The 21356-nt window shown below is 73.2% G+C and carries 15 protein-coding genes and 3 tRNA genes; 9 read left to right on the forward strand and 9 right to left on the reverse strand.

The features are described from left to right. The first annotated feature begins 146 nt into the window (after window positions 1-146). A complete protein-coding gene (locus tag OG776_RS27965; protein ID WP_261994979.1) occupies window positions 147-584 on the forward strand; it encodes a gamma-glutamylcyclotransferase family protein in 438 nt (145 codons plus the stop codon). A 108-nt stretch (window positions 585-692) separates the two neighbouring features. On the opposite strand, the gene OG776_RS27970 is transcribed toward OG776_RS27965, so the two are convergent. After that, window positions 693-2198 carry a membrane-associated oxidoreductase gene (locus OG776_RS27970; protein WP_148013853.1) on the reverse strand — a complete coding sequence of 502 codons (1506 nt, stop codon included), beginning with the start codon at window positions 2196-2198 and terminating at the stop codon, window positions 693-695. Next, window positions 2195-2917, reverse strand: coding sequence for a SanA/YdcF family protein (locus OG776_RS27975; protein ID WP_148013852.1), 723 nt, complete (start codon window positions 2915-2917; stop codon window positions 2195-2197). The genes OG776_RS27970 and OG776_RS27975 overlap by 4 nt, the downstream gene beginning before the upstream one ends. A 224-nt stretch (window positions 2918-3141) precedes the next feature. On the opposite strand from OG776_RS27975, the gene OG776_RS27980 reads away from it, so the two are divergent. From OG776_RS27980 to OG776_RS28000, 5 genes are all read left to right on the forward strand, one after another. Continuing rightward, window positions 3142-4056 carry a sirohydrochlorin chelatase gene (locus OG776_RS27980; protein WP_148013851.1) on the forward strand — a complete coding sequence of 305 codons (915 nt, stop codon included), beginning with the start codon at window positions 3142-3144 and terminating at the stop codon, window positions 4054-4056. Between the two features lie 62 nt (window positions 4057-4118). Further along, window positions 4119-5489: a deoxyguanosinetriphosphate triphosphohydrolase gene (locus OG776_RS27985; protein ID WP_148013850.1), complete on the forward strand. Its 1371-nt coding sequence runs from the start codon at window positions 4119-4121 to the stop codon at window positions 5487-5489. A 93-nt stretch (window positions 5490-5582) separates the two neighbouring features. After that, the gene (locus OG776_RS27990) at window positions 5583-6848 is read left to right on the forward strand and encodes an NAD(P)/FAD-dependent oxidoreductase (protein ID WP_148013849.1); all 1266 of its coding nucleotides are present in this window, start codon (window positions 5583-5585) and stop codon (window positions 6846-6848) included. Between the two features lie 46 nt (window positions 6849-6894). After that, on the forward strand, window positions 6895-8805 hold the full coding sequence (gene dnaG / locus OG776_RS27995) for a DNA primase (protein ID WP_148013848.1): 1911 nt from the start codon (window positions 6895-6897) through the stop codon (window positions 8803-8805). 247 nt (window positions 8806-9052) lie between these two features. Continuing rightward, window positions 9053-10348 (forward strand): sigma-70 family RNA polymerase sigma factor, encoded by a 1296-nt coding sequence (locus OG776_RS28000; RefSeq protein WP_148013847.1) that lies wholly within the window; start codon window positions 9053-9055, stop codon window positions 10346-10348. Window positions 10349-10460: 112 nt separating this feature from the next. Here the strand turns inward: OG776_RS28000 and OG776_RS28005 are convergent, their stop codons facing one another. The 4 genes from OG776_RS28005 to OG776_RS28020 form a co-directional block, all read right to left on the reverse strand. After that, window positions 10461-12389, reverse strand: coding sequence for an ABC transporter ATP-binding protein (locus tag OG776_RS28005; RefSeq protein WP_329326532.1), 1929 nt, complete (start codon window positions 12387-12389; stop codon window positions 10461-10463). After that, the gene (locus OG776_RS28010) at window positions 12389-14122 is read right to left on the reverse strand and encodes an ABC transporter ATP-binding protein (protein ID WP_148013845.1); all 1734 of its coding nucleotides are present in this window, start codon (window positions 14120-14122) and stop codon (window positions 12389-12391) included. Before OG776_RS28010 ends, OG776_RS28005 begins: the two co-directional genes overlap by 1 nt. A gap of 207 nt (window positions 14123-14329) precedes the next feature. Further along, on the reverse strand, window positions 14330-15784 hold the full coding sequence (locus OG776_RS28015; RefSeq protein WP_148013844.1) for an FGGY family carbohydrate kinase: 1455 nt from the start codon (window positions 15782-15784) through the stop codon (window positions 14330-14332). Between the two features lie 170 nt (window positions 15785-15954). Next, on the reverse strand, window positions 15955-16260 hold the full coding sequence (locus OG776_RS28020; RefSeq protein WP_148013843.1) for a YtxH domain-containing protein: 306 nt from the start codon (window positions 16258-16260) through the stop codon (window positions 15955-15957). Between the two features lie 145 nt (window positions 16261-16405). Between OG776_RS28020 and OG776_RS28025 the strand changes: the two genes are divergently transcribed. From OG776_RS28025 to OG776_RS28035, 3 genes are all read left to right on the forward strand, one after another. After that, a tRNA-Asn gene (locus tag OG776_RS28025) sits at window positions 16406-16478 on the forward strand. A gap of 5 nt (window positions 16479-16483) precedes the next feature. Beyond that, window positions 16484-16556, forward strand: a tRNA-Asn gene (locus OG776_RS28030). A gap of 165 nt (window positions 16557-16721) precedes the next feature. Beyond that, window positions 16722-16795, forward strand: a tRNA-Ile gene (locus tag OG776_RS28035). Window positions 16796-17391: 596 nt separating this feature from the next. Here the strand turns inward: OG776_RS28035 and OG776_RS28040 are convergent. The 3 genes from OG776_RS28040 to OG776_RS28050 form a co-directional block, all read right to left on the reverse strand. Further along, the gene (locus tag OG776_RS28040; protein ID WP_148013842.1) at window positions 17392-18141 is read right to left on the reverse strand and encodes an SDR family NAD(P)-dependent oxidoreductase; all 750 of its coding nucleotides are present in this window, start codon (window positions 18139-18141) and stop codon (window positions 17392-17394) included. 190 nt (window positions 18142-18331) lie between these two features. Next, on the reverse strand, window positions 18332-19906 hold the full coding sequence (locus tag OG776_RS28045) for a GAF domain-containing sensor histidine kinase (protein WP_329322714.1): 1575 nt from the start codon (window positions 19904-19906) through the stop codon (window positions 18332-18334). 40 nt (window positions 19907-19946) lie between these two features. Continuing rightward, on the reverse strand, window positions 19947-20984 hold the full coding sequence (locus OG776_RS28050; protein WP_329322715.1) for a rod shape-determining protein: 1038 nt from the start codon (window positions 20982-20984) through the stop codon (window positions 19947-19949). Between the last annotated feature and the right edge of the window lie 372 nt (window positions 20985-21356).

Genomic DNA, 21356 nt, shown 5'->3' on the forward strand with positions numbered 1-21356 from the left:
ACCCCCGGTACGCCCCCGGAACGCGCACAGGAACCACGGGTGCCGACGCGTCCGTCGCGGCGACCGGCACGACCCCGGCCGACCCCGACGACCCTGAGCGACCCTGAACGCCCGGGATGATCCGGGACGAGAGAGGAGACCGGCTCGTGAGCGGCACGAACGGAGGGCGGCTGCCGTTCTTCGTCTACGGCACCCTGCGCCCCGGCGGACCCAACCACGACCTCTTCCTGCGCGGAAGGGCGGGGGCCGAAGAGCCCGCGAGCATGCGGGGGATCGTGCTCTACGACGGCCCCGGGTACCCGTACGCGGTCGAGGAACCCACCGGACTCGTCCACGGCGAGCTGGTCACGGCCCTGCCGGGGACGTACGGGGACGTGCTCGACGCCCTCGACCGGCTGGAGGAGTACGTCCCGGGCGATCCCCGCAACCTCTACGAACGGGTGGCCCGGGAGGTGACCCGCGCGGACGGCACGGCGGCGCGCGCCTGGGTCTACCTGGCCGCCCCCGCCGTCACCGCCCGACTGCGCGCCCACGGCCGGCTCGTCCCGGGCGGGGACTGGCGGAAGCACCGGCCCGCGCCCTGACGCGTTCCGCCGGTGGAAGCGGTCAGGGCGCGGGCCTTCGCGTGGGCGCCCGCCGGGGGCGGTCCCGTCCCTTGGCCTCCGCCGGATTCCGTCCGAACCGGCCCCCGGCTACTGACGGTTGAGGGAGCGGGTGACGCCCGCCGCGATCGTCGTCGCCAGGATCCAGCCGGTGGCGATCAGCAGGTACGAGAGCCACTGGTACCAGCCGCGCGGCGCGAAAGCCGCCTCCTGACCGAAGTCGACCAGGGGCAGCAGCAGGTCGAGGGTGTAGGCGAGGGGATTGAAACCGGGTGCCTCGGACGGCTTCAGGGCGTGCGGAGGGTGCAGCGCGAAGGCCAGCGCCCCCGTGCACAGCAGCAACAGCAGCCAGCCGGCGGCACGCATCGGCCGGAACCCGTACCCGACCGTCGCGTCCTGCAGGAAACCCCAGAACCGGGCGGCGCGTGACAGCGTCCCCCGGTGCCGCCGCAGCTTGGCCAGCTGCACCGTACGCGCGGCGGCGTCGTCCCCCGCGGTCCGGTAGGCGGCCGCCAACTGCTCGTAGGCGTAAGGGAGATAGCCGGACTCCTCGCGTTCCAGCAACGGCAGCCGCACCACGGCGGGCAGATGCGGGGCGAGGGCGCGGTAACTGAGGCCGTCGAGGCGCACCCGGCCGGGCCATGTCTCCGGGGGGACGTGCAGCAGGTCGAGCTGCGAGCGGCGCAGGTTGACCGTGCCCACGATCGGGGCGGCCTCGCGCAGCCACAGCTCGCCGATGACACAGCTGCTCGCCCGCAGCGCGGGTCCGCCGGGGTTCGACAGCCGGGCGTAGGCCAGATTCAGCTGGTGGGGAATCCGGGCGCCGCTCAGGTTGACCCGCCCGTGGGCGCGCAGCCGCATGGCGCGCAGATCGGTGCCGACCGACAGCGTCTCGGCGTGCAGCGCGGTGCCGCCCGGCGCGTGCAGCTCGGCGTCGTCGAGGTTCAGCTGCCCGCCGAGGGTGGCGCCGTTCAGCCGGACCTGACCGTGGGCGACGAGACCGACGGCCCACACATCGGTGCCGACCTCGGCGTGGTTGAGCTGCAGCGCCGGTTCCACGGGCGGCTCCGGCGCCCCGGGACCGGGGGGCGGGGCGTCCGGGTCCGGGGGCACCCCGAGCGTCGCCCCGTTCAGGAAGACCGCGCCCGAGATCTTCGCCCCCTGGAGCCCCACCTGCCCGGAGACACGGCAGCAGCTGAGCCGCAGCACCCCTTCCACGCGCAGGGTGCCCGCGGTGAGTCCGGGCAGCACCGAGTCGCTCAGCACCAGGTTGCGCAGCCGCGCCCCGTACAGGTTCGGGTCCTGCTCGAAGTGGCAGAACCGCAGCCGGACGGGGTGGTCGACCGTCCCGTAGGTGAGGTCGAGCCGGCCGGTGACGCGGGCGCCGCTCAGCCTCAGGCCGGCTATCTCGCCGTCCCGGGCGGCCCCGCCGATCAGCAGCGCCCGCAGCACCTCGGCGCGCACGGTCCGCTCCGGTCCCCAGGAGGCCCCGTCCGCGGGGTCTTCGTCGGCGCCCTCGCGGAAGTCGACGCCCTCGCCGAGCGGGAAGGCGTCCCGGACCCGGCACTCCGCCGGCGTCAGGTCGGCGGGGATCACCGTTCACCCCCCGCGGCCGCCAGCGCCCGCGCCACTCCGGGCTCCTTGCGGCCGAGGAAGCGCGGATCGGGCTCGAACACCACGTCCAGCAGGGCCTTGCCCGCCGCGAACACCTCGCGAGCGCCGCCGTAGTACCAGGTGACGTCGTGCCGGTCGTCGACCCCGACACCGTACGACCGCACCCCCGCCGCCCGGCACAGCTCGACCGCCCGCCGGATGTGGAACCCCTGGCTGATCAGCACCGCCCGGCGGACCCCGAAGATCTTCCGGGCCCGCACGCACGAGTCCCAGGTGTCGAACCCGGCGTAGTCCGTGACGACCCGGTCGTCCGGCACCCCGTGCCTGGCCAGATAGGCGCGCATGGCGTCCGGTTCGTCGTAGTCCTCACGGCTGTTGTCCCCGGTGACGAGCACCACCTCGATCCGCCCCGCCCGGTACAGCCGCGCCGCCGCGTCCAGCCGGTGCGCGAGGTACGGCGACGGCTCGCCGTCCCACAGCCCCGCCCCGAACACCACCGCGACCTCGGTCCTCGGCACGTCCGCGGTGGTCCGCAGCCGGCCGTCCGTCACCACGTACAGCCAGGTGGCGGGAAGCAGCGCGAGGACGCACAGCGCCATGACCACCTGCACCGCCCGGCGCTGCCCGGCGCGGGTGCGCGGGAGCCGCGGGCGCCGTCGGGAAAACGCTCTACGGATGCTCGGGCCCGGCAGGCGCAGCATGGTCGGTGTCCCCCCACGGGATGTCGGCTGGCGGCGGCGTTCGACAGATGGGGACGCAGCGTAAGCCCGTTCGGTTCGGCGCGGGGCGCGGACCCGGTCACCGGCGCCGCGCGGCCCCGGGTGCGGGAGCCTCACACGGCTGCCGCACGGCACCGTGAACCCCCGGAAAACCCCCGACACCCCGGTGCAACGGCGCGGCAACCTCCTCCCGGCACGATCGGTCCATGACGGTGTCGCAACCCCTTCACCACGAGTCCCCGGCCGGCACCGGGGGCGGGCCGCTCCCGGGCGCCGCCCTCGGCAGTACGGCGCAGCTGCTGCACGAGATCACCAGCCGGCTCGGCGGCCGGCTCGGCCTCGTCTCGCCCGACGGCACACGGCGCCCGGCACCCCCGCCGCTCGTCCTCGTCGCGCACGGCAGCCGCGACCCGCGCGCGCTCGCCACCGTGAGCACCCTCGCCGAACGCGTCCGCGAGCTGCGCCCGCACCTGTCCGTGCGGCTCGGTCACATCGAGCTCGACGAACCGCCGCTGTCCGCCACCCTCGCCGCGATCGGCGCGGACCGCGACCCCCGGGCCGTCCTCGTGCCGCTGCTGCTCAGCCGCGGCCACCACGTCAAGCGGGACGTGCCCGACGCCGTGGCCGCCGTCCCGGGCCTGCGCGCCCGCGTGGCCGCGCCGCTCGGCCCCCACCCGCTGCTCGTCGAGACGCTGTACGAGCGGCTGACCGAGGCGGGCTGGCGCACCCGGACGAGTGACGCCGCCCGCCGGGCGAGCGGCGTCGTGCTGGCCGCCGCAGGCTCCCGCGACCCCGAGGCGGCCGTCGACACCCGGCACACCGCCCGGCTGCTGGCCGAACGCCTGGGGGTGCCCGTCGTGGCCGCGTACGCCTCCGCCGCCGCGCCCACCGTCCCGGCCGCCGTGCGCGCCCTGGCCGCCCGCGGCCGCCACCGCGTCGCCGTCGCCTCCTACTTCACCGCGCCCGGCCGCTTCGCCACCGCGTCCGCCGGGGCCGCCCCCTGGATCGCCGCCGCCCCGCTGGGCGCCCACCCGGCGATGGCCCGCCTCGTCCTGCACCGCTACGACCAGGCACTCGCGGCCCCCGAACCGGCTCCCGGACGCGAGCTCGCCGCCACCTGAACCGGGGCGCGCGGTGGCCCTCGGGGCCCCGATCGTCACCGCCTGCGTCTACTGTCGGGTGCATGGAAGGCACCGCACCGACAGTGTTCGAGCACCACACCGGCCACGAGGAGTACGACGAGACCGCCGTCGAGCGCTGGGCGGCCGAGCCCGACAAGCGCCCCGGACGCACCGCCTTCCAGCGCGACCGCGCGCGCGTGCTGCACTCCTCCGCGCTGCGCCGGCTCGCGGGCAAGACGCAGGTCGTCACGCCCGGCACCCTCCCGCAGGGCGACCCCGCCCGTGCGGGCGGGACCCTCGACCGGGCGTGGGACGCCTCCCCCCGCACCCGGCTGACGCACTCCCTGGAATGCGCCCAGGTCGGCCGGGAGCTGGGCGCGGCCCTCGGCTGCGACCCCGACCTCGTGGAGGCGGCCTGCCTCTCCCACGACCTCGGTCACCCGCCCTTCGGGCACAACGGCGAGCAGGCGCTGAACGAGTTCGCGCGGGACTGCGGGGGTTTCGAGGGCAACGCGCAGTCGCTGCGGCTGCTCGCCCGCATCGAGCCCAAGCGGTTCGCGCGCTCCGGGACGACCGGCGAGCTGGTCAGCGTCGGCCTCAACCTCACCCGCGCCACGCTCGACGCAGCCACCAAGTACCCCTGGCCGCGCGGCCACCACCCCACCGCCCCCGGGTCCTCGAAGTTCGGGGTCTACGAGGACGACCGGCCGGTCTTCGACTGGGTCCGCGAGGGCGCCCCCGCGGACCGCACCTGCTTCGAGGCCCAGGTGATGGACTGGTCGGACGACGTGGCCTACTCGGTGCACGACGTCGAGGACGGGCTGCACGCGGGCCACATCGACCCCGGCCTGCTGCACGCCGAGCCCGAACGGCAGGAGATCTTCGCGGTGGCCGTCGGGCGGTACGTGCCCGCGGAGACCGACCCCGCCGAGCTCGCCGAGGCTCTCGACCGCCTCCTCGACCAGGAATGGTGGCCGCACGGATACGACGGGTCGGCCATCGCGCAGGCCCGGCTCAAGGACGCCACCAGCCAGCTCATCGGCCGCTTCTGCCTGGCCGCCGAGGGCGCCACCCGGGCCACCCACGGCCTCGGACGGCTCACCCGGTACGGTGCGGAACTGGTCGTTCCGCGCGCCGCGCGCCTGGAGTGCGCGGTCCTCAAGGCGGTCGCCGACCGTTACGTCATGCAGCGCGCCGAGCAGGAACGGCTCCGCGCCGACCAGCGGATCGTCGTCGCCGAACTGGCCGAGGCGCTCACCGCCCGCGCCCCCTACGGCATGGACCCGCAGTTCAGGGCCCTGTTCGACGAAGCGTCCGACGACCGCGCCCGCAAGCGGGTGATCGTCGACCAGATCGCCTCGCTGACGGACGCCTCGGCGCGCTCACTGCACCTCAGGCTCACCACCCGCCCCACCACGGGCGGCGGAGTGTGACCCTGCGTGGCCTGATCGGGCCACTCCCTCTTCCCGCAGCACGTCGCGTGCGGGACGCTCGCACGGGGCGACATCCTTACGAGGAGGCATCAAGTGGTCGACGCGGATCAGACATTCGTCATCGTCGGAGGAGGCCTGGCCGGCGCCAAGGCGGCCGAGACACTCCGAGCGGAGGGCTTCACCGGGCGGGTGATACTGATCTGCGACGAGCGTGACCACCCCTACGAGCGCCCGCCGCTCTCCAAGGGCTATCTCCTCGGCAAGGAGGAGCGCGACAGCGTCTTCGTGCACGAACCCGCCTGGTACGCGCAGAACGACGTGGAGCTGCACCTCGGCCAGACCGTCGACGCGATCGACCGGACCGCGAGGACGGTCCGCTTCGGCGACGACGGCACCCTCGTCCACTACGACAAGCTGCTCCTCGCCACCGGTGCCGAGCCGCGCCGTCTCGACATCCCGGGCACCGACCTGGCCGGAGTCCACCACCTGCGCCGCCTCGCCCACGCCGAACGGCTCAAGGGAGTGCTCGCCGCGCTCGGCCGGGACAACGGGCACCTCGTCATCGCGGGCGCCGGCTGGATCGGCCTGGAGGTCGCGGCGGCGGCCCGCGAGTACGGCGCCGAGGTCACCGTCGTCGAGCCGGAGGCGACCCCGCTGCACTCGGTCCTCGGCCCCGAGCTCGGCCAGATCTTCACCGAGCTGCACCGCGAGCACGGCGTCCGCTTCCACTTCGGCGCCCGCCTCACGGAGATCGTCGGCCAGGACGGCATGGTGCTCGCCGCCCGCACCGACGACGGCGAGGAGCACCCGGCCCACGACGTCCTCGCGGCCATCGGAGCGGCACCGCGCACCGGGCTCGCCGAGGCCGCGGGCCTGGAGATCGCCCCCCGGGCGCACGGCGGAGGCATCGCCGTGGACGAGCGGCTGCGCACCTCCGACCCCGACATCCACGCCGCGGGCGACGTCGCCGCCTTCCCCCACCCCCTCTTCGGCACCCGGCTGCGCGTCGAGCACTGGGCCAACGCCCTCAACGGCGGACCCGCGGCCGCCCGCGCGATGCTCGGCCGCGAGACGACGTACGACCGTGTGCCCTATTTCTTCTCCGACCAGTACGACGTCGGACTCGAGTACTCGGGCTGGGCGCCCCCCGGCACCTACGACCAGGTGGTGATCCGGGGAGACGCCGGAAAGCGGGAGTTCATCGCCTTCTGGCTGAAGGACGGCAGGGTGCTGGCCGGGATGAACGTGAATGTGTGGGACGTCACGGAGCCCATCCAGCAGCTGATCCGATCCCGGGCCCCGCTGGACGCCGAGGCACTGGCCGACCCGCACGTCCCGCTGGACCGTCTGCTCCCGTGACCCACGGCGGCGCTCGGCTGTCACCGCGCCCCCGTAGAATTCACGCGTGGCTGGAAGGATCAACGACGAGGACGTGAAGGCTGTTCGGGACGCGGTCCCGATCGACGCCGTCGTCTCGGAGTACCTCCAGCTGCGCAACGCGGGCGGCGGCAACCTCAAGGGCCTGTGCCCCTTCCACGACGAGAAGTCACCGTCCTTCCAGGTCAGCCCCAGCAAGGGTCTCTTCCACTGCTTCGGCTGCCAGGAAGGCGGCGACACCATCACGTTCGTGATGAAGGTCGACCACCTCTCCTTCTCGGAGGCGGTCGAGCGCCTCGCCGGACAGGCCGGCATCACCCTCCGCTACGAGGAGGGCGGGTACAACCCGTCCCACCAGCGCGGCGAGCGCATCCGCCTGGTCGAGGCCCACAAGATCGCCGCGCAGTTCTACATCGAGCAGCTCGACACCAGCCCCGAGGCCGACGCGGGCCGGAAGTTCCTCGCCGAACGCGGCTTCGACCAGGCCGCCGCCACACACTTCGGCGTCGGCTACAGCCCGCAGGGCTGGGACCACCTCACCCGCTACCTCCGCGGCAAGGGCTTCTCCGACAAGGAGCTGCTCCTGTCCGGCCTCTCCCAGGAGGGCCGCCGTGGCCCCATCGACCGCTTCCGCGGACGTCTGATGTGGCCGATCCGCGACATCGGGGGCGAGGTCGTCGGCTTCGGCGCGCGCAAGCTGTACGAGGCGGACAACGGCCCGAAGTACCTCAACACCCCAGACACGGCGATCTACCGGAAGTCCCAGGTCCTGTACGGCATCGACCTGGCCAAGAAGGAGATCGCCAAGACCAGCCGCGCGGTCGTGGTCGAGGGCTACACCGACGTGATGGCCTGCCACCTGGCCGGCATCACGACCGCCATCGCGACCTGCGGCACGGCCTTCGGCGGCGACCACATCAAGATCCTCCGCCGGCTGCTGATGGACAACGGCTCGGCGCGTGTCATCTTCACCTTCGACGGCGACTCGGCCGGCCAGAAGGCCGCCCTGCGCGCCTTCGAGGACGACCAGAAGTTCGCCGCCGAGACCTACATCGCGGTCGCCCCGGACGGCATGGACCCCTGCGAGCTGCGTCTCGCCAAGGGCGACGAGGCGGTCGCCGACCTCGTCGAACCGCGCACCCCGCTCTTCGAGTTCGCGTTGCGCCACATCGTCGCCCGCTACGACCTGGAGACACCGGCCGGACGGGCGGCCGCGCTCGACGAGGCGGCCCCCGTCGTCGCCCGTATCAAGAACAGCGGCGCCCAGCACGAGGTCGCCGTACAGCTCGCGGGCATGCTCGGCATCCTCGACACCCAGTTCGTGGTCAAGCGGGTGGCCCAGCTGGCCCGTTGGGCCCGCGACCGCGGCGGCCGGGGACCGGCCGGCCAGACCCCCGCCGGACAGCGGCCCCAGCAGGAGTACGCCGCGGTCCAGACACCGCGCGGCGGCCCCGCCCTGAATCTCCGCAACCCCGTCTTCGCCACCGAGCGCGAACTGCTCAAGCTCGCCCTCCAGCGCCCCGAACTGGTCTCCCCGGCGTTCGACGCGTACGGGATCGACGAGTTCACCGCCCCGCCGTACGCCGCCGTACGCCAGGCGATCATGGAGGCGGGCGGCGCGGAGTACGGGACCCAGGACCCCCAGGAGTACCTGGTCCTGGTCCGCGAGGCCGCCCCGGACAACACGGTGCGTGCCATGGTCACCGAGCTGGCCGTCGAGGCCATCATGCGCAAGACCGTCGACGAGACCTACGCCGGCGACCAGCTCGTCATGGTCCGCCGCCGGGCCGTCGAGCGCCGCGTCGTGGACGTCCAGGGCGCGCTGGCGCGCGCCAGCGCGCACGGCGACCCGGCCCAGCTGGCCGCCGTGCAGAACGAGTTGTGGGTCCTTCAGCAGTACGGGCAGGCGCTGCGCGAGCGGGGCGCGGAGGCGCTCTGAGGCCCGGTCCGCCCCGCGCGGGCGCCGCGTCGCGGGTCCCGCGCCCAGAGCGCGCACGCCGCTGACGCGGCCCCGGCGCGCACGCCGTCCCCGGCGTGCTCGCCCCCACGTGCGCCTTTCCGCAGGTTTCACCCGCCCGGCTCTGCGCACTCGTGCGGGAGGGTAACCGCGCGGTCACGGACCGGACGCAAAAAGTCACCGCACGCCCCTCGTGGCGGCGATGTGTCGTACTCCACACTGGGTTCCGGTGCCTGAGTCCTCGGAGCGCGGCCGACCCGCACGCGGCGGGTTCCCGATACCCGCCGTTCCGCCAAACGACTACGGGATGGACAGCGGCGAGGCCGTCGACCCCATCCCCGACGTACCGCTGCCGCTCCTCTCAGCAGCGACATTCCTGGAGGTCGCCCCCGTGCAGACCCAGACCCTGACCCAGACCGACAGTCCGACGGGCCCGGACGCGGAGCCCGGCGTCGTCGCGGCGCTCCCCCCGCAGAGCCGTGCCGGGCACCACCCCGAGGCGGAGCCGGACGTCCCGGCGGAACCGGACGAGCCGCCCGCGGACGCGGTCGACGTCGAGACCGAGGCCCCGGAGCCCGTGGAACCGCTGCGCACGCGCACCGCGGACACCGGCGGCCCCTCCTCCGACCTGTTCCGTCAGTACCTGCGTGAGATCGGCCGCATCCCGCTGCTCACCGCGGCCGAGGAGGTCGAACTCGCCCGCCGGGTGGAGGCCGGCCTCTTCGCCGAGGAGAGGCTGCGGCTCGCCTGCGACCTCGACAGCCAGCTCGCCCTCGACCTCGACAAGCTGGTCGTCATGGGCCGCATGGCCAAACGCCGGCTGATCGAGGCGAACCTGCGGCTCGTCGTCTCGGTCGCGAAGCGCTATGTCGGCCGGGGTCTGACCATGCTCGACCTCGTCCAGGAGGGGAACCTGGGCCTGATCCGGGCGGTCGAGAAGTTCGACTACGCCCGCGGCTACAAGTTCTCCACGTACGCGACCTGGTGGATCCGGCAGGCCATGTCGAGGGCGCTGGCCGACCAGGCCCGGACCATCCGGGTCCCCGTCCACGTCGTCGAGCTGATCAACCGGGTGGTCCGGGTGCAGCGCCGCATGCTGCAGGAACGCGGCTACGAACCCACTCCCGAGGAGGTCGCCGCCCAGCTCGACCTGCCCGGCGAACGCGTCAGCGAAGTCCTGCGCCTGGCCCAGGAACCGGTGTCCCTGCACGCCCCCGTGGGCGAGGAGGACGACGTGGCGCTGGGCGACCTGATCGAGGACGGTGACGCGGCGTCACCCGTCGAGTCCGCCGCCTTCCTGCTGCTGCGCGAGCACCTGGAGGCGGTCCTGTCCACGCTCGGCGAGCGGGAACGCAAGGTCGTGCAGCTGCGCTACGGCCTGGCGGACGGCCGCCCCCGCACCCTGGAGGAGATCGGGCGCATCTTCGGCGTGACCCGCGAACGCATCCGCCAGATCGAGTCCAAGACCCTCAACAAGCTGCGGGACCACGCCTTCGCGGACCAGCTGCGCGGCTACCTCGACTGAGCCCTCCGCCGGTGCCGGACGGTAGAACGGGCGCGGGAACGGGCGAAGGACCGGGGAGGAGCGCTCGCGGCGGCGAACACCCCTCCCCGGCCCCCCGGTCCACGCGGCCGCGCTAGTCGACCTCGGCCACCGCCTGCGCGAACTGCGCCTGGTACAGCCGCGCGTACGCCCCGCCCGCCGCGAGCAGTTCCGCGTGCGCGCCCTGCTCCACGATCGAGCCGTTCTCCATCACGAGGATGGTGTCCGCGTCCCGGATCGTGGAGAGCCGGTGGGCGATCACGAACGACGTGCGCCCGTGCGCCAGCTTCGCCATCGCCTTCTGGATCAGCACCTCGGTGCGGGTGTCGACGGAGCTGGTCGCCTCGTCGAGGACGAGGATCACCGGATCGGACAGGAACGCGCGCGCGATGGTGATCAGCTGCTTCTCACCCGCGCTGACCCCGCTGCCCTCGTCGTCGATCACGGTGTCGTAGCCGTCCGGCAGCGTCCGGACGAACCGGTCCGCGTGGGCCGCCCGCGCCGCCTCCTCGATCTCCCCGCGGGTCACCTCGCGCGAGGCCCCGTACGCGATGTTCTCCGCGATGGTGCCGCCGAACAGCCAGGTGTCCTGGAGCACCATGCCGATCGCGGATCGCAGTTCGTCCCGCGACATCGAGGCGATGTCGACGCCGTCGAGGGTGATCCGGCCGCCCGTGACGTCGTAGAAACGCATCAGCAGGTTCACCAGCGTCGTCTTGCCCGCACCGGTCGGGCCGACGATGGCCACCGTGTGTCCGGGCTCGACCTTGAGGGACAGGTCCTCGATGAGCGGCTTCTCGGGGTCGTAGCGGAAGGACACGTTCTGCAGTGCCACCCGCCCGCGCAGCTCGTCCGGGCGCGCCGCCGGCACGGGGTCCGCCGCCTGCTCCTCCGCGTCCAGCAGTTCGAAGACCCGCTCCGCCGACGCGACCCCGGACTGCACCATGTTCGCCATCGACGCGACCTGCGTCAGCGGCATCGAGAACTGCCGCGAGTACTGGATGAAGGCCTGCACGTCACCGATCGACAGCGAACCCGACGCGACCCGCAGTCCGCCGACCACCGCGACCAGCACGTAGTTCAGGTTCGACACGAACATCATCAGCGGCTGCATGACCCCGCTGTTGAACTGCGCCTTGAACCCGGCCTCGTAGAGCTCCTCGTTCTGCTCCGCGAACTGCGCGGCCGACTCCTCCTGGCGTCCGAACACCTTCACCAGCGTGTGCCCGGTGTACATCTCCTCGATGTGCGCGTTGAGCTTGCCGGTGGTGCGCCACTGCTGCACGAAGTGAGGCTGCGAGCGCTTCCCGATACGGGTGGCGACGAAGAACGAGAGGGGCACGGTGACCAGCGCGACGAGCGCCAGCAGCCACGACACCCAGAACATCACCGTGAGCACGCCCACGATGGTCAGCAGCGAGTTGACCAGCTGGCCCATCGACTGCTGCAGCGTCTGCTGGATGTTGTCCAGGTCGTTCGTGGCGCGCGACAGCACCTCGCCGCGCTGCCGCTTGTCGAAGTACGACAGGGGCAGCCGCGACAGCTTCGCCTGGAGGTCCTCGCGCATGTGGTAGACGGTCTTGTTGACCGCCCGGTTCACCAGGCGCGTCGCCACCGCCATCAGCAGACCGGCGACCAGGAACGTACAGAGCGCGAGCAGCAGTACGTCGCCGACGGCGCCGAAGTCGATGCCCTTGCCGGGGGTGAAGTCGGTCCCCGAGAGCATGTCGGCCATGCTGCCGTCGCCTCGCGCGCGCATGCCCGCGAGGACCTCGGCCTTGCTGGCCCCGGCCGGCATCTGCCGCCCGATGATGCCCGCGAAGACCAGGTCGGTGGCCTTGCCGAGGATCGTCGGGCCGATCACCGAGAGGCCCACGCTCAGCACCACCGCGCAGAGCATCACGTACAGGGTGACGCGCTCGGGCCGGAACTGCGCCAGGAGCCGTTTCCCGGATCCCTTGAAGTCCAGTGAGCGCTGGTCGGGGCCGCCCCCGGCCATCATGCGTCCCATGGGCCCGGCCATCAGGCGGCCTCCGCTTCCGTCAGCTGGGAGAGCACGATCTCCCGGTAGGTCTCGTTGTCCGCCATCAGCTCGTGGTGGCGTCCGGTGCCGACGACGCGGCCCTCGTCGAGGACCACGATGCGGTCGGCGTCACGGATGGTCGACACCCGCTGGGCGACGATCACCACGGTCGCCTCGGAGGTCTCCTCGGCGAGCGCGGCCCGCAGCGCCGCGTCCGTGGCGTAGTCGAGTGCCGAGAAGGAGTCGTCGAAGAGGTAGATCTCCGGACGCTGCACGAGGGTGCGCGCGATCGCGAGGCGCTGGCGCTGACCGCCCGACACGTTCGTGCCACCCTGCGCGATCGCCGAGTGCAGGCCGTTGTCCAGCTGCTCCACGAAGCCCTTGGCCTGGGCCACCTCCAGCGCGTGCCACAGCTCCTCGTCGGTCGCGTCCGGATTGCCGTAGCGCAGGTTGCTCGCCACGGTGCCCGCGAACAGGTACGGCTTCTGCGGCACCAGCCCGACCGTCCTGGCCAGCAGCCGCGGTTCCACGGACGCCACGTCCTCGCCGTCCACCAGGACCTGGCCGTCGGTGGCGTCGAAGAGCCGGGGGACCAGGCCGAGCAGGGTCGACTTCCCGCTGCCCGTCGACCCGATCACGGCCGTCACCTCACCCGGCCGCGCCACCAGGTCGACCGACCTCAGCACGGGCTCCTCGGCACCCGGGTAGCGGAACCCGGCACCGCGGATCTCCAGATGGCCGTGGCGGCGCAACTCCAGGACGGGCGCGGTGGGCGGTACGACGCTGGAGGAGGTGTCCAGGACCTCCTGGATGCGCTCGGCGCAGACCTCCGCGCGCGGCACCATCATGAACATGAAGGTGGCCATCATCACGGACATCACGATCTGCATCAGATAGGCGAGGAACGCGGTGAGGTCACCGATCTGCATGCCGCCGCTCGCGATGCGGTGGGCGCCGAACCAGACCACGGCGATCGACGAGAGGTTCACGACGGTCATGACCATCGGGAACATCAGGGCGAGCATGCGTCCGGTGGCGAGGGACATCTCGGTCAGTTCGGTGTTCGCGCCCCGGAAGCGGTCCTTCTCGTAGTCGTCCCGGACGAACGCGCGGATGACCCGGTTGCCGGTGATCTGCTCGCGCAGCACCCGGTTCACCGTGTCGAGGCGCACCTGCATGGTCCGGAACAGCGGGCGCAGCCGGCGCACGATCAGCGTCACCCCGATGCCGAGGAGGGGCACCACGGCGACCAGGATCGCGGACAGCGGCACGTCCAGGCCGAGCGCGAGCACGATGCCGCCCACACACATGATCGGTGCGGACACCAGCAGCGTGAACGTCATCAGCGTCAGCATCTGGACCTGCTGCACGTCGTTCGTGGTGCGGGTGATCAGCGACGGGGCACCGAAATGACCGACCTCACGCGCGGAGAACGACTGCACCCGGTCGAAGACGGCCGCGCGGATGTCCCGGCCGACGGCCGACGCCGTCCGGGCTCCGTAGTAGACGGCTCCGATGTTGCAGACGACCTGGACCAGCGAGATCCCGATCATCAGGGCGCCGAAGGACAGGATGTATCCCGTGTCCCCCTTGACCACGCCGTTGTCGATGATGTGCGCGTTCAGGGTCGGCAGGTAGAGGGTGGCGCAGGTCTGCAGGAACTGCAGGAACACCAGGAGGGCGATGGGTTTCTTGTACGGACTGAGGTGGGTCCGAAGCAGTCGTATGAGCACGCGGCTTCTCTCGGAGTCGTCGACGGCAGTGCGGTCGGTGGTGCACCACCACCCCCTATCGTCGGACACTCCACCCGTGTTACCTCAACCGATTAATCCAAGAGCGGACCAAGAGCCGACGGAAACCGGACCTTCGGACGTACGCCCGCGGCCCCCGGGGGACTTCAGGGCGCGTCCCGCTTCCCCCGTGTGCCCCCCTGCGCGCCGCTACGCGCGGAACGCCCCGGGGTGCGTCTGCTCCCGCACGGAGACGTACTGCTGGCGTACGGCCTGGCCCACCGCCAGTTCCTCACCGGGCTCCAGAACCTGGGCGACCGCACCCTGCCAGACGGGTGGCAGCCGGGGGTCGAGGGTGCCCTGCGACACGCCCAGCGCCCAGGCCGCCTGGCGGGCCGCGCCGAGCGCCGCGTAGTCCGCGGGCTGCGGTACGACGACCTGCGCGCCGAACAGCGCGGGCGCCGCGGCCTGCACGGCCGGCAGCTCGGCGGCGGCCCCGAGCAGGAAGACCCGCCGGACGTCCACGCCCCGCCCGCGCAGTACGTCGAGGGCGTCCGCGAGACCGCACAGCATGCCCTCGAACGAGGCCCGCGCCAGGTGCTCGGGCCGCATCGACTCGCGTCGCAGACCGGCGAGCGTGCCCGCGGTGTGCGGCAGGTTCGGGATGCGCTCGCCCTCCAGATAGGGGAGCAGGACCAGCCCGTGCGAGCCCGGCGTGGACTTCATCGCCAGCTCGGACAGGCTCTCCAGGTCGGGCAGGCCGAGCAGTTCGGCGGCGCCGCGCAGGGTCCGTACGGCGTTCAGGGTCGTCACCACCGGCAGATGGAGCCCGGTCGCGTCCGCCAGTGAGGTGATCATGCCGGAGGGGTCGGCGAGCGCCTCGGTGTGCACGGCCATCACGGAACCGGAGGCGCCGAGGGAGACGACCGCGTCCCCGAGCCCGATGCCCAGTCCGAAGGCCGCCGCCATCGTCTCCCCGGTGCCCGCCGAGATCAGCAGCCCCTCGGGGGTGGTGCCCGCGGCCTCGGACGGGCCGAGCACCTCGGGCAGCGTGGCCTGGTGGCCCAGCGCGAGTTCGACGAGATCCGGCCGGTAGGCGCCGGTCGCCGCCGACCAGTAGCCGGTGCCGGAGGCGCCGCCCCGGTCGGTGGTCCGGCGCAGCGGGCGGCCGAGCAGCTGCCACACCAGCCAGTCGTGCGCCTGGAGCAGTACGGCGGTGCGCTGGGCCGCGTCGGGTTCGGTGCGGTTCAGCCAGCGCAGCTTGGTCACGGGCTGCGCGGCCTGCGGGACGCAGCCCACGGCCTGGGCCCACGCCTCGCGCCCGCCGAGCGCGTCCACCAGGTCGGCGGCGGCGACCTGGGCCCGCTTGTCGCCGCCGACGAGGGCGGGGCGCACCGTGTTGCCCTGCGCGTCGAGCGGGACGAGCCCGTTCTGCTGGGCCGACACGCCGATGGCCTGCACCCCTTCGAGCAGACCGCCGCCGGCGGCCTCGCCCAGGGACAGCAGCCACGCCTGCGGGTCGACGTCGGAGGGGCGGCCGCCGCCCTCGGTGCTCTCCACCGGGTGCGGCGCATACCCCTGCCTGAGCACGGCACCCGTGTCCGTGTCGCAGACGACGATCCGAGTGAAATCGGGTGAACTGTCCAACCCGGCGACTATCCCCATGGTGGAAATTCTGCCGTACCGCGGGAGGTGAGCGCGCCGGGCCGGGTGTCACCCCTGATGAGTACGGGTGCCCGGGGGGCCCTGAGGCGCCGGTGCCGGAGGCCCGACGCCTCGCCCGCGGGGCATTTCGGGAGATTCGGCCACCCGGTGGATCGGGCGGCTCGGGTGACTCAGGTGTTGGTGGTGCCCCAGTCGTCCTCGCCGGAGCCGTTGGTGTTCCGTTCGCGCAGCGAGCGGACCCGCCGGCCCACCGAGTCGGGCACGTGGTCGCCCATCTTCTCGCTCACCGCGTGGTACGCCTTGCCCGCGGCCTGGCGGCCCTGCTGGGCGGCGGTCTCGGCGGTGTTGCGCACCGCGGGGTTCTGCGCGACCCGCCGCGCGGACTTCTTCAGCTGCTCGTAGCGCTCGCGCCCGGCGCGTGTGCCCAGCACGTAACCCACGGCCAGTCCGGCGACGAATGTGAGCCGGTAGCGCATGACGGCCACCCTTCCCTTGCCTCGGCATCGGTGCGGGGGGAACCGATTGGCGGAGCACCCCCCTGCTTGCGCTAATGTATGTGTCGCAGCGAGCGCACGCCCCCTGGCGAATACCCAGGTAGGTGCGTTCGATGCAACGAGGCAATCCTCCGTAGCTCAATTGGCAGAGCAGCCGGCTGTTAACCGGCAGGTTACTGGTTCGAGTCCAGTCGGGGGAGCTCGATCTCCTGTAGCTCAATTGGCAGAGCAGCCGGCTGTTAACCGGCAGGTTACTGGTTCGAGTCCAGTCGGGAGAGCAGTGGAAGAGGACCCCTCAGGGGTCCTTTTTCATGTCCGGGGGAACCGCGTGACCGGCGTCGAAGTCCTCATGGTCATGCGTTGCCGACCATCCGAAGCAGGAGATCGTATGAGCGGCTATGCTGCGGCAGACGGCGCGCACAAATGTGCGCGACGCGCCGTAAGGGGCGGTAGCTCAGCCGGTTAGAGCAGCGGACTCATAATCCGTCGGCCGTGGGTTCGAGTCCCACCCGCCCCACCCAGTCCCTGCGCAGCAGAACCGTTTCTATCTGTGGAAACGCGGTATGGGGAGTCGCAGCCCCGAGACGGCCGCCGGCATTCATCCATCCGGACCACGGTCATGTGACCCCACCCCGCACGGACGGCCGACCGCGGGCCGGAAGACTCCCGTCGACGGCCCTGCGGCCGCCGCGGACGGCCCGCCGGAGCGTCGGCCGGGTGATCCCCCCGCCCGCCCGTCCACACCCCTCCGGAGCGCGCCGTGGCCCCGCCTCCCGAGCGCGCCGTCCCCGCGGCGCGACCCTCTTCCCGCGAGGGCCGGCGACGGTCCGGCGCGGCTCACTCCAACTGGTGAACGCCGCGCCCCGATTCACGGCACACGGCGGCGGACGGCGGCGAGCGCGACCGGCGGCTTCCCCGGGACGGGCCGGCCGGGAGCGCGGTCCCGCCGGCCGGACCGCACGGTGCCGTGCGGAGGCCGGGGTGCGGCGGCTCGGTGGAGTGCGGCGGCCGCGGAGCCGGGCGGGCCGGACTCCGCGGTGCGCGGCGCCGACCGGCGGGAAGGGCGGGGGCCCACCGGGCGTCGCGGGGCGGACGGGACTTTCGGAACACGCCTCAGCGGCCCAGCGCCGCCCCGCCGTTGATGTGCAACAGCTGTCCCGTCACGTACGCCGCCTCGGGGGACGCCACGTAGCGGACGGCCGCGGCGATCTCCGCCGGGTGGCCCGGCTGCCCCGTCAGGGACTGCGCGACCCGCGAGGCCACGAACTCCGGGGTCGCGCGGTCGCCGAAGAACTCCGTGTCGCCGACGAAGCCGGGGGCGACCGCGTTGACGGTGATGCCCTCGCCGCCGACGCGCTGGGCGAGGTCGTAGGTGTACGTGTTGATCCAGCCCTTGGAGCCGCCGTACGATCCCGGGCCGCGCAGCGAGGCGATGGAGGAGAGCTGCACGATGCGGCCGCCGGGCCTGCGGATGTGGGGGAGCAGGGCCTCGGTGAGCAGCACGGCGGTCAGTACGTTGGCCTCGAAGTTGCGGCGGTACCCGTCCGCGACGGAGGCGAGGGTGCCGTCGTGCGAGGCGGCCACGTTGCCGCCCGCGTTGGCCACCAGCACGTCCACCGGGGTCTCGTCCGCCGTGACGAAGTCCCGCACCGCGCCGACCTGTTCGGGGTCGGAGAGGTCCGCCGCGCACCAGGTCGCCGTCGCCTCCCCGAACCGCCCGTTCAACGCGTCGGCCGCCTTGCGCAGTACGTCCTCGCGGCGGCCGAGGAGCACCAGACGGTCCCCGTCCGCGGCGAACGCCTCCGCCGTCGCCAGGCCGATCCCGGTACCGCCGCCGGACACCACCACGCGCCGCTGAGTCATGGCCACCCCGTCCTCGTTCCTGTCCGGTCCCATACCGCCTTGTCCCTCCACATGTCCGTGGATGTGAACAGCAGTCATGTCCACGTACGCGAGGTGACGGTACGGAGGCCGGAAGGAAGCGTCAAGAGGCCCGAGCAGGGCGGCAGTTGCCCGGGCGGACGAGGGGACGGGCGGGCGAGGGGACGGGGGCTCACAGAGGCGACTGCCACACGGCCGTCGTCCCGGCGCCGCCCTCCGTCCCGTCTTCTTCGGTGCCGCCCGGCCGCGAGCCGTCCCGCCCGCTGCCGTCCCGCCTGCTGCCGTCCCGCCCGGTGCCGTCCCGTCCGCTCTCGCCGTCGTCGGACACGGTCAGCCGTACCCCGGGCCGCCCGTCCGGGAGTCTCTTCGTGACGTCCACCGTGACCTCCACACGGGAGACCCCGGACCGGCGCGCGGCCGAGGCGAGGGCGCGGCGGAGCGCCACGAGCAGATGCCCGACCACCGGCTCCGGCACCAGCGCCTCCACCGCGCCGGTGAAACGGGTGGACGGCTGGAAACCCAGGGCCGCCGCCACGCCCGCCGTCTCGCGCAGCACCTTGCCGCGCAGGGTGGTGGGGGCGTCAGCGGGCGGCTGCTGGAGGGCGAAGATCGCGGTGCGCACCTCCTGGACGGTGGACTGCAGTTCGTCGACGGCCCGGCCCAGGATCTCCCGTACCTCCGCGTCGGCCTCTCCGGCGCTGCGCCGCTGCGTCGACTCCAGCATCATGCCGGTGGCGAAGAGCCGCTGGACGACCAGGTCGTGCAGGTCGCGTGCGATCCGGTCGCGGTCCTCGTAGACCGCGAGCCGCTCCCGGCTGTGCCGGGCGTCCGCGAGGACCAGCGCCAGCGCGGCCTGCGAGGCGAACTGCGCGGCCAGCAGGCGTTCCGCGGCGCCGTACGGGCGGGCGCCGCGGTCCCGGGGCAGCGCGAGCGTGCCGATGAGACGGCCGCCCGACCGCAGCGGCAGCATCATGTTCGGCCCGAACCGGTACCGCACGTGCGTGGTCAGCCGGGGGTCGGTCGCCGAGTCGTCGATGAACACCGGCTCCCCGGCCAGGAGTTGCACGAGCAGGGGACTGCCCGGCTCGATCGTGGTGCCGACGAGGGCGCCGGAGGTTCCGGCGTCGCCGGGGTCACCGGGCGCGGCGGGTCCGTCGGGGGAGGTGCGGGTGGCGGCGGCCACGATCGTCATGCCGCCCTCCGCCGTGGGCTGCAGGATGAGGCCGGCGGCGGCGTCGGCGAGCATCCGGGCCCGTTCCGCGACGGTCGTCAGCGCGTCGGCGTCGTCGCCTTCGAGCAGCGCGGTGATGACGGCCGCCGCGCCCTCGATCCACCGCTCGCGCTGCCGGGCCGTCTCGTACAGCCGGGCGTTGCCGATCGCGACGCCGGCCTGGGTCGCCAGCATCCTCAGCAGCTGCTCGTCCTCGTCCGTCAGCGGACCGCCGCGTCTCCCGGCGACGTGCAGGGTCCCGAACACCGCGTCGTCGACGTGGATCGGGATGCCCAGGGTGTCGTGGGGCCGCTCACGGGGGCCTCGGTCCTGGCCGGGCGCCGGCCGTTCCGGCGTACGGATCTCCAGCGGTCCGGCGTCGCCGGGGTCGGCCATCTCCAGCGCCGCGCTCCGGGCCCCCGTCAGCTCGGCGGCGGCGTCCACGATGTGCTGCAGCGTGGCCCGCAGTTCCAGGTCGGACCCGACGCACAGGACGGCTTCCAGGACGGCCGGAAGACGGGGGACGGGGTCGGTCATACGGGCCCCTCGGAGGTCGGGGGAGGGGGGCGGGCCGGCCTCAGCCCGGGATCGGCTCCAGCGTCAGCGGCTCGATCTTGCCCTCCAGCATGTAGCCGAGGCCCTGCACCGCGCACACGTCCGGCCGCTCGGCGATGTGCACCGGCATGCCCGTCGCGTGCCGCAGCATCTGGTCGAGGCCCGGGAGCAGCGCGCTTCCGCCGACCATCATGATCCCGCGGTCGGCGAGGTCGGCCACCAGATCCGGCGGGCAGGCCCGCAGCACCTTCCCGATCCCGTCGAGCACGGCGGTCAGCGGGGTCTGGATGGCGTCACGCACGGCGGCGGTGTCGACCTGCACCGAACGCGCGAGGCCGGTCGCCACGTCCCGCCCGTGGATCTCCGTGGACGTCGGGCCGTGCGGGGTGAGCCCGTTGCCGGACAGGGCGAGCTGCAGGGGCCGTACGGACTGCGACGGAAGCATCAGCTCGTGCTGGTGGCGCAGGTGCTGCACGATCGCGCGGTCCACGGCCTCGCCGCCGACCGGGATGCGTTCGGCGGTGACGATGGAGCCCAGGGAGAGCACGGCGACCTGGGTGGCGGCGGCACCGCACACCATGATCATGGTGGCCTCCGGCCGCTCGACCGGCAGCCCGCAGCCCACCGCCGCGGCGATCAGGGTGTCGACCAGCTCCACCCGCCGCGCGCCGAGACCGACGAGCGTCTCGATCGTCGCGCGCTGCGCGAGCGGGTCCGCGTCGTGCGGGGTGCAGGCGGCGGCGCGCAGCCTCGGCTTGCGGCGCAGGGTGCGGCGCACCTTGTCGCCGAGCAGCTGGCGCAGCATGCGCTGGGCCATCTCGATGTCGACCACCGTGCCGCCGGAGACCGGCCGCATCACCCGGATGTAGTCGGGGGTGCGGCCCGTCATCTTCTCCGCGAACTCGCCGACCGCGATCAGCGCGCCGTTCTTGGTGTTGATCGCGGCGACGCTCGGCTGGTCGACGACCAGTCCCGCGCCCTTCACGTACACACGTGTCCTCGCCGCGCCCAGGTCGACGGCGAAGTGGCAGCGGCGCAGCTGCTCCAGACTGGCGGTCATGGCAGGTCCTCCCGAGAGCAGACCGTCGGGCTCCGCCCGGTGGCGGCCCCTTCTGGCATCGTCCGCTCAGGAGGACAGGGGCGCCTTCCGGGAGGGGCCGGGCGGGGTACCGCCGTGCGGGTGACGCCGCGCGGTGTCCGCCGGCCGCACGCCGGGACCGCTGAGCGGTACGCCTCCGGCCCGCCTGCCGGGGGCGTGCATGGCGCGACGGCTCCGCCTCCCGGCACACGCGGGCCCTCAGCGATCGCCCGGGGTGACTCGCCGGCGGTGACCGGCGCGGAGGACGACCCGCGGAGGACCGCCGCGGTGGCCGGGCGCGGTGATCGCCCGCGGTGACCGGTCCGCGATGGCCGTGCGCGGAGGACTGCGCGT

This window comes from Streptomyces sp. NBC_01689 (genome assembly GCF_036250675.1).
Classification (GTDB): domain Bacteria; phylum Actinomycetota; class Actinomycetes; order Streptomycetales; family Streptomycetaceae; genus Streptomyces.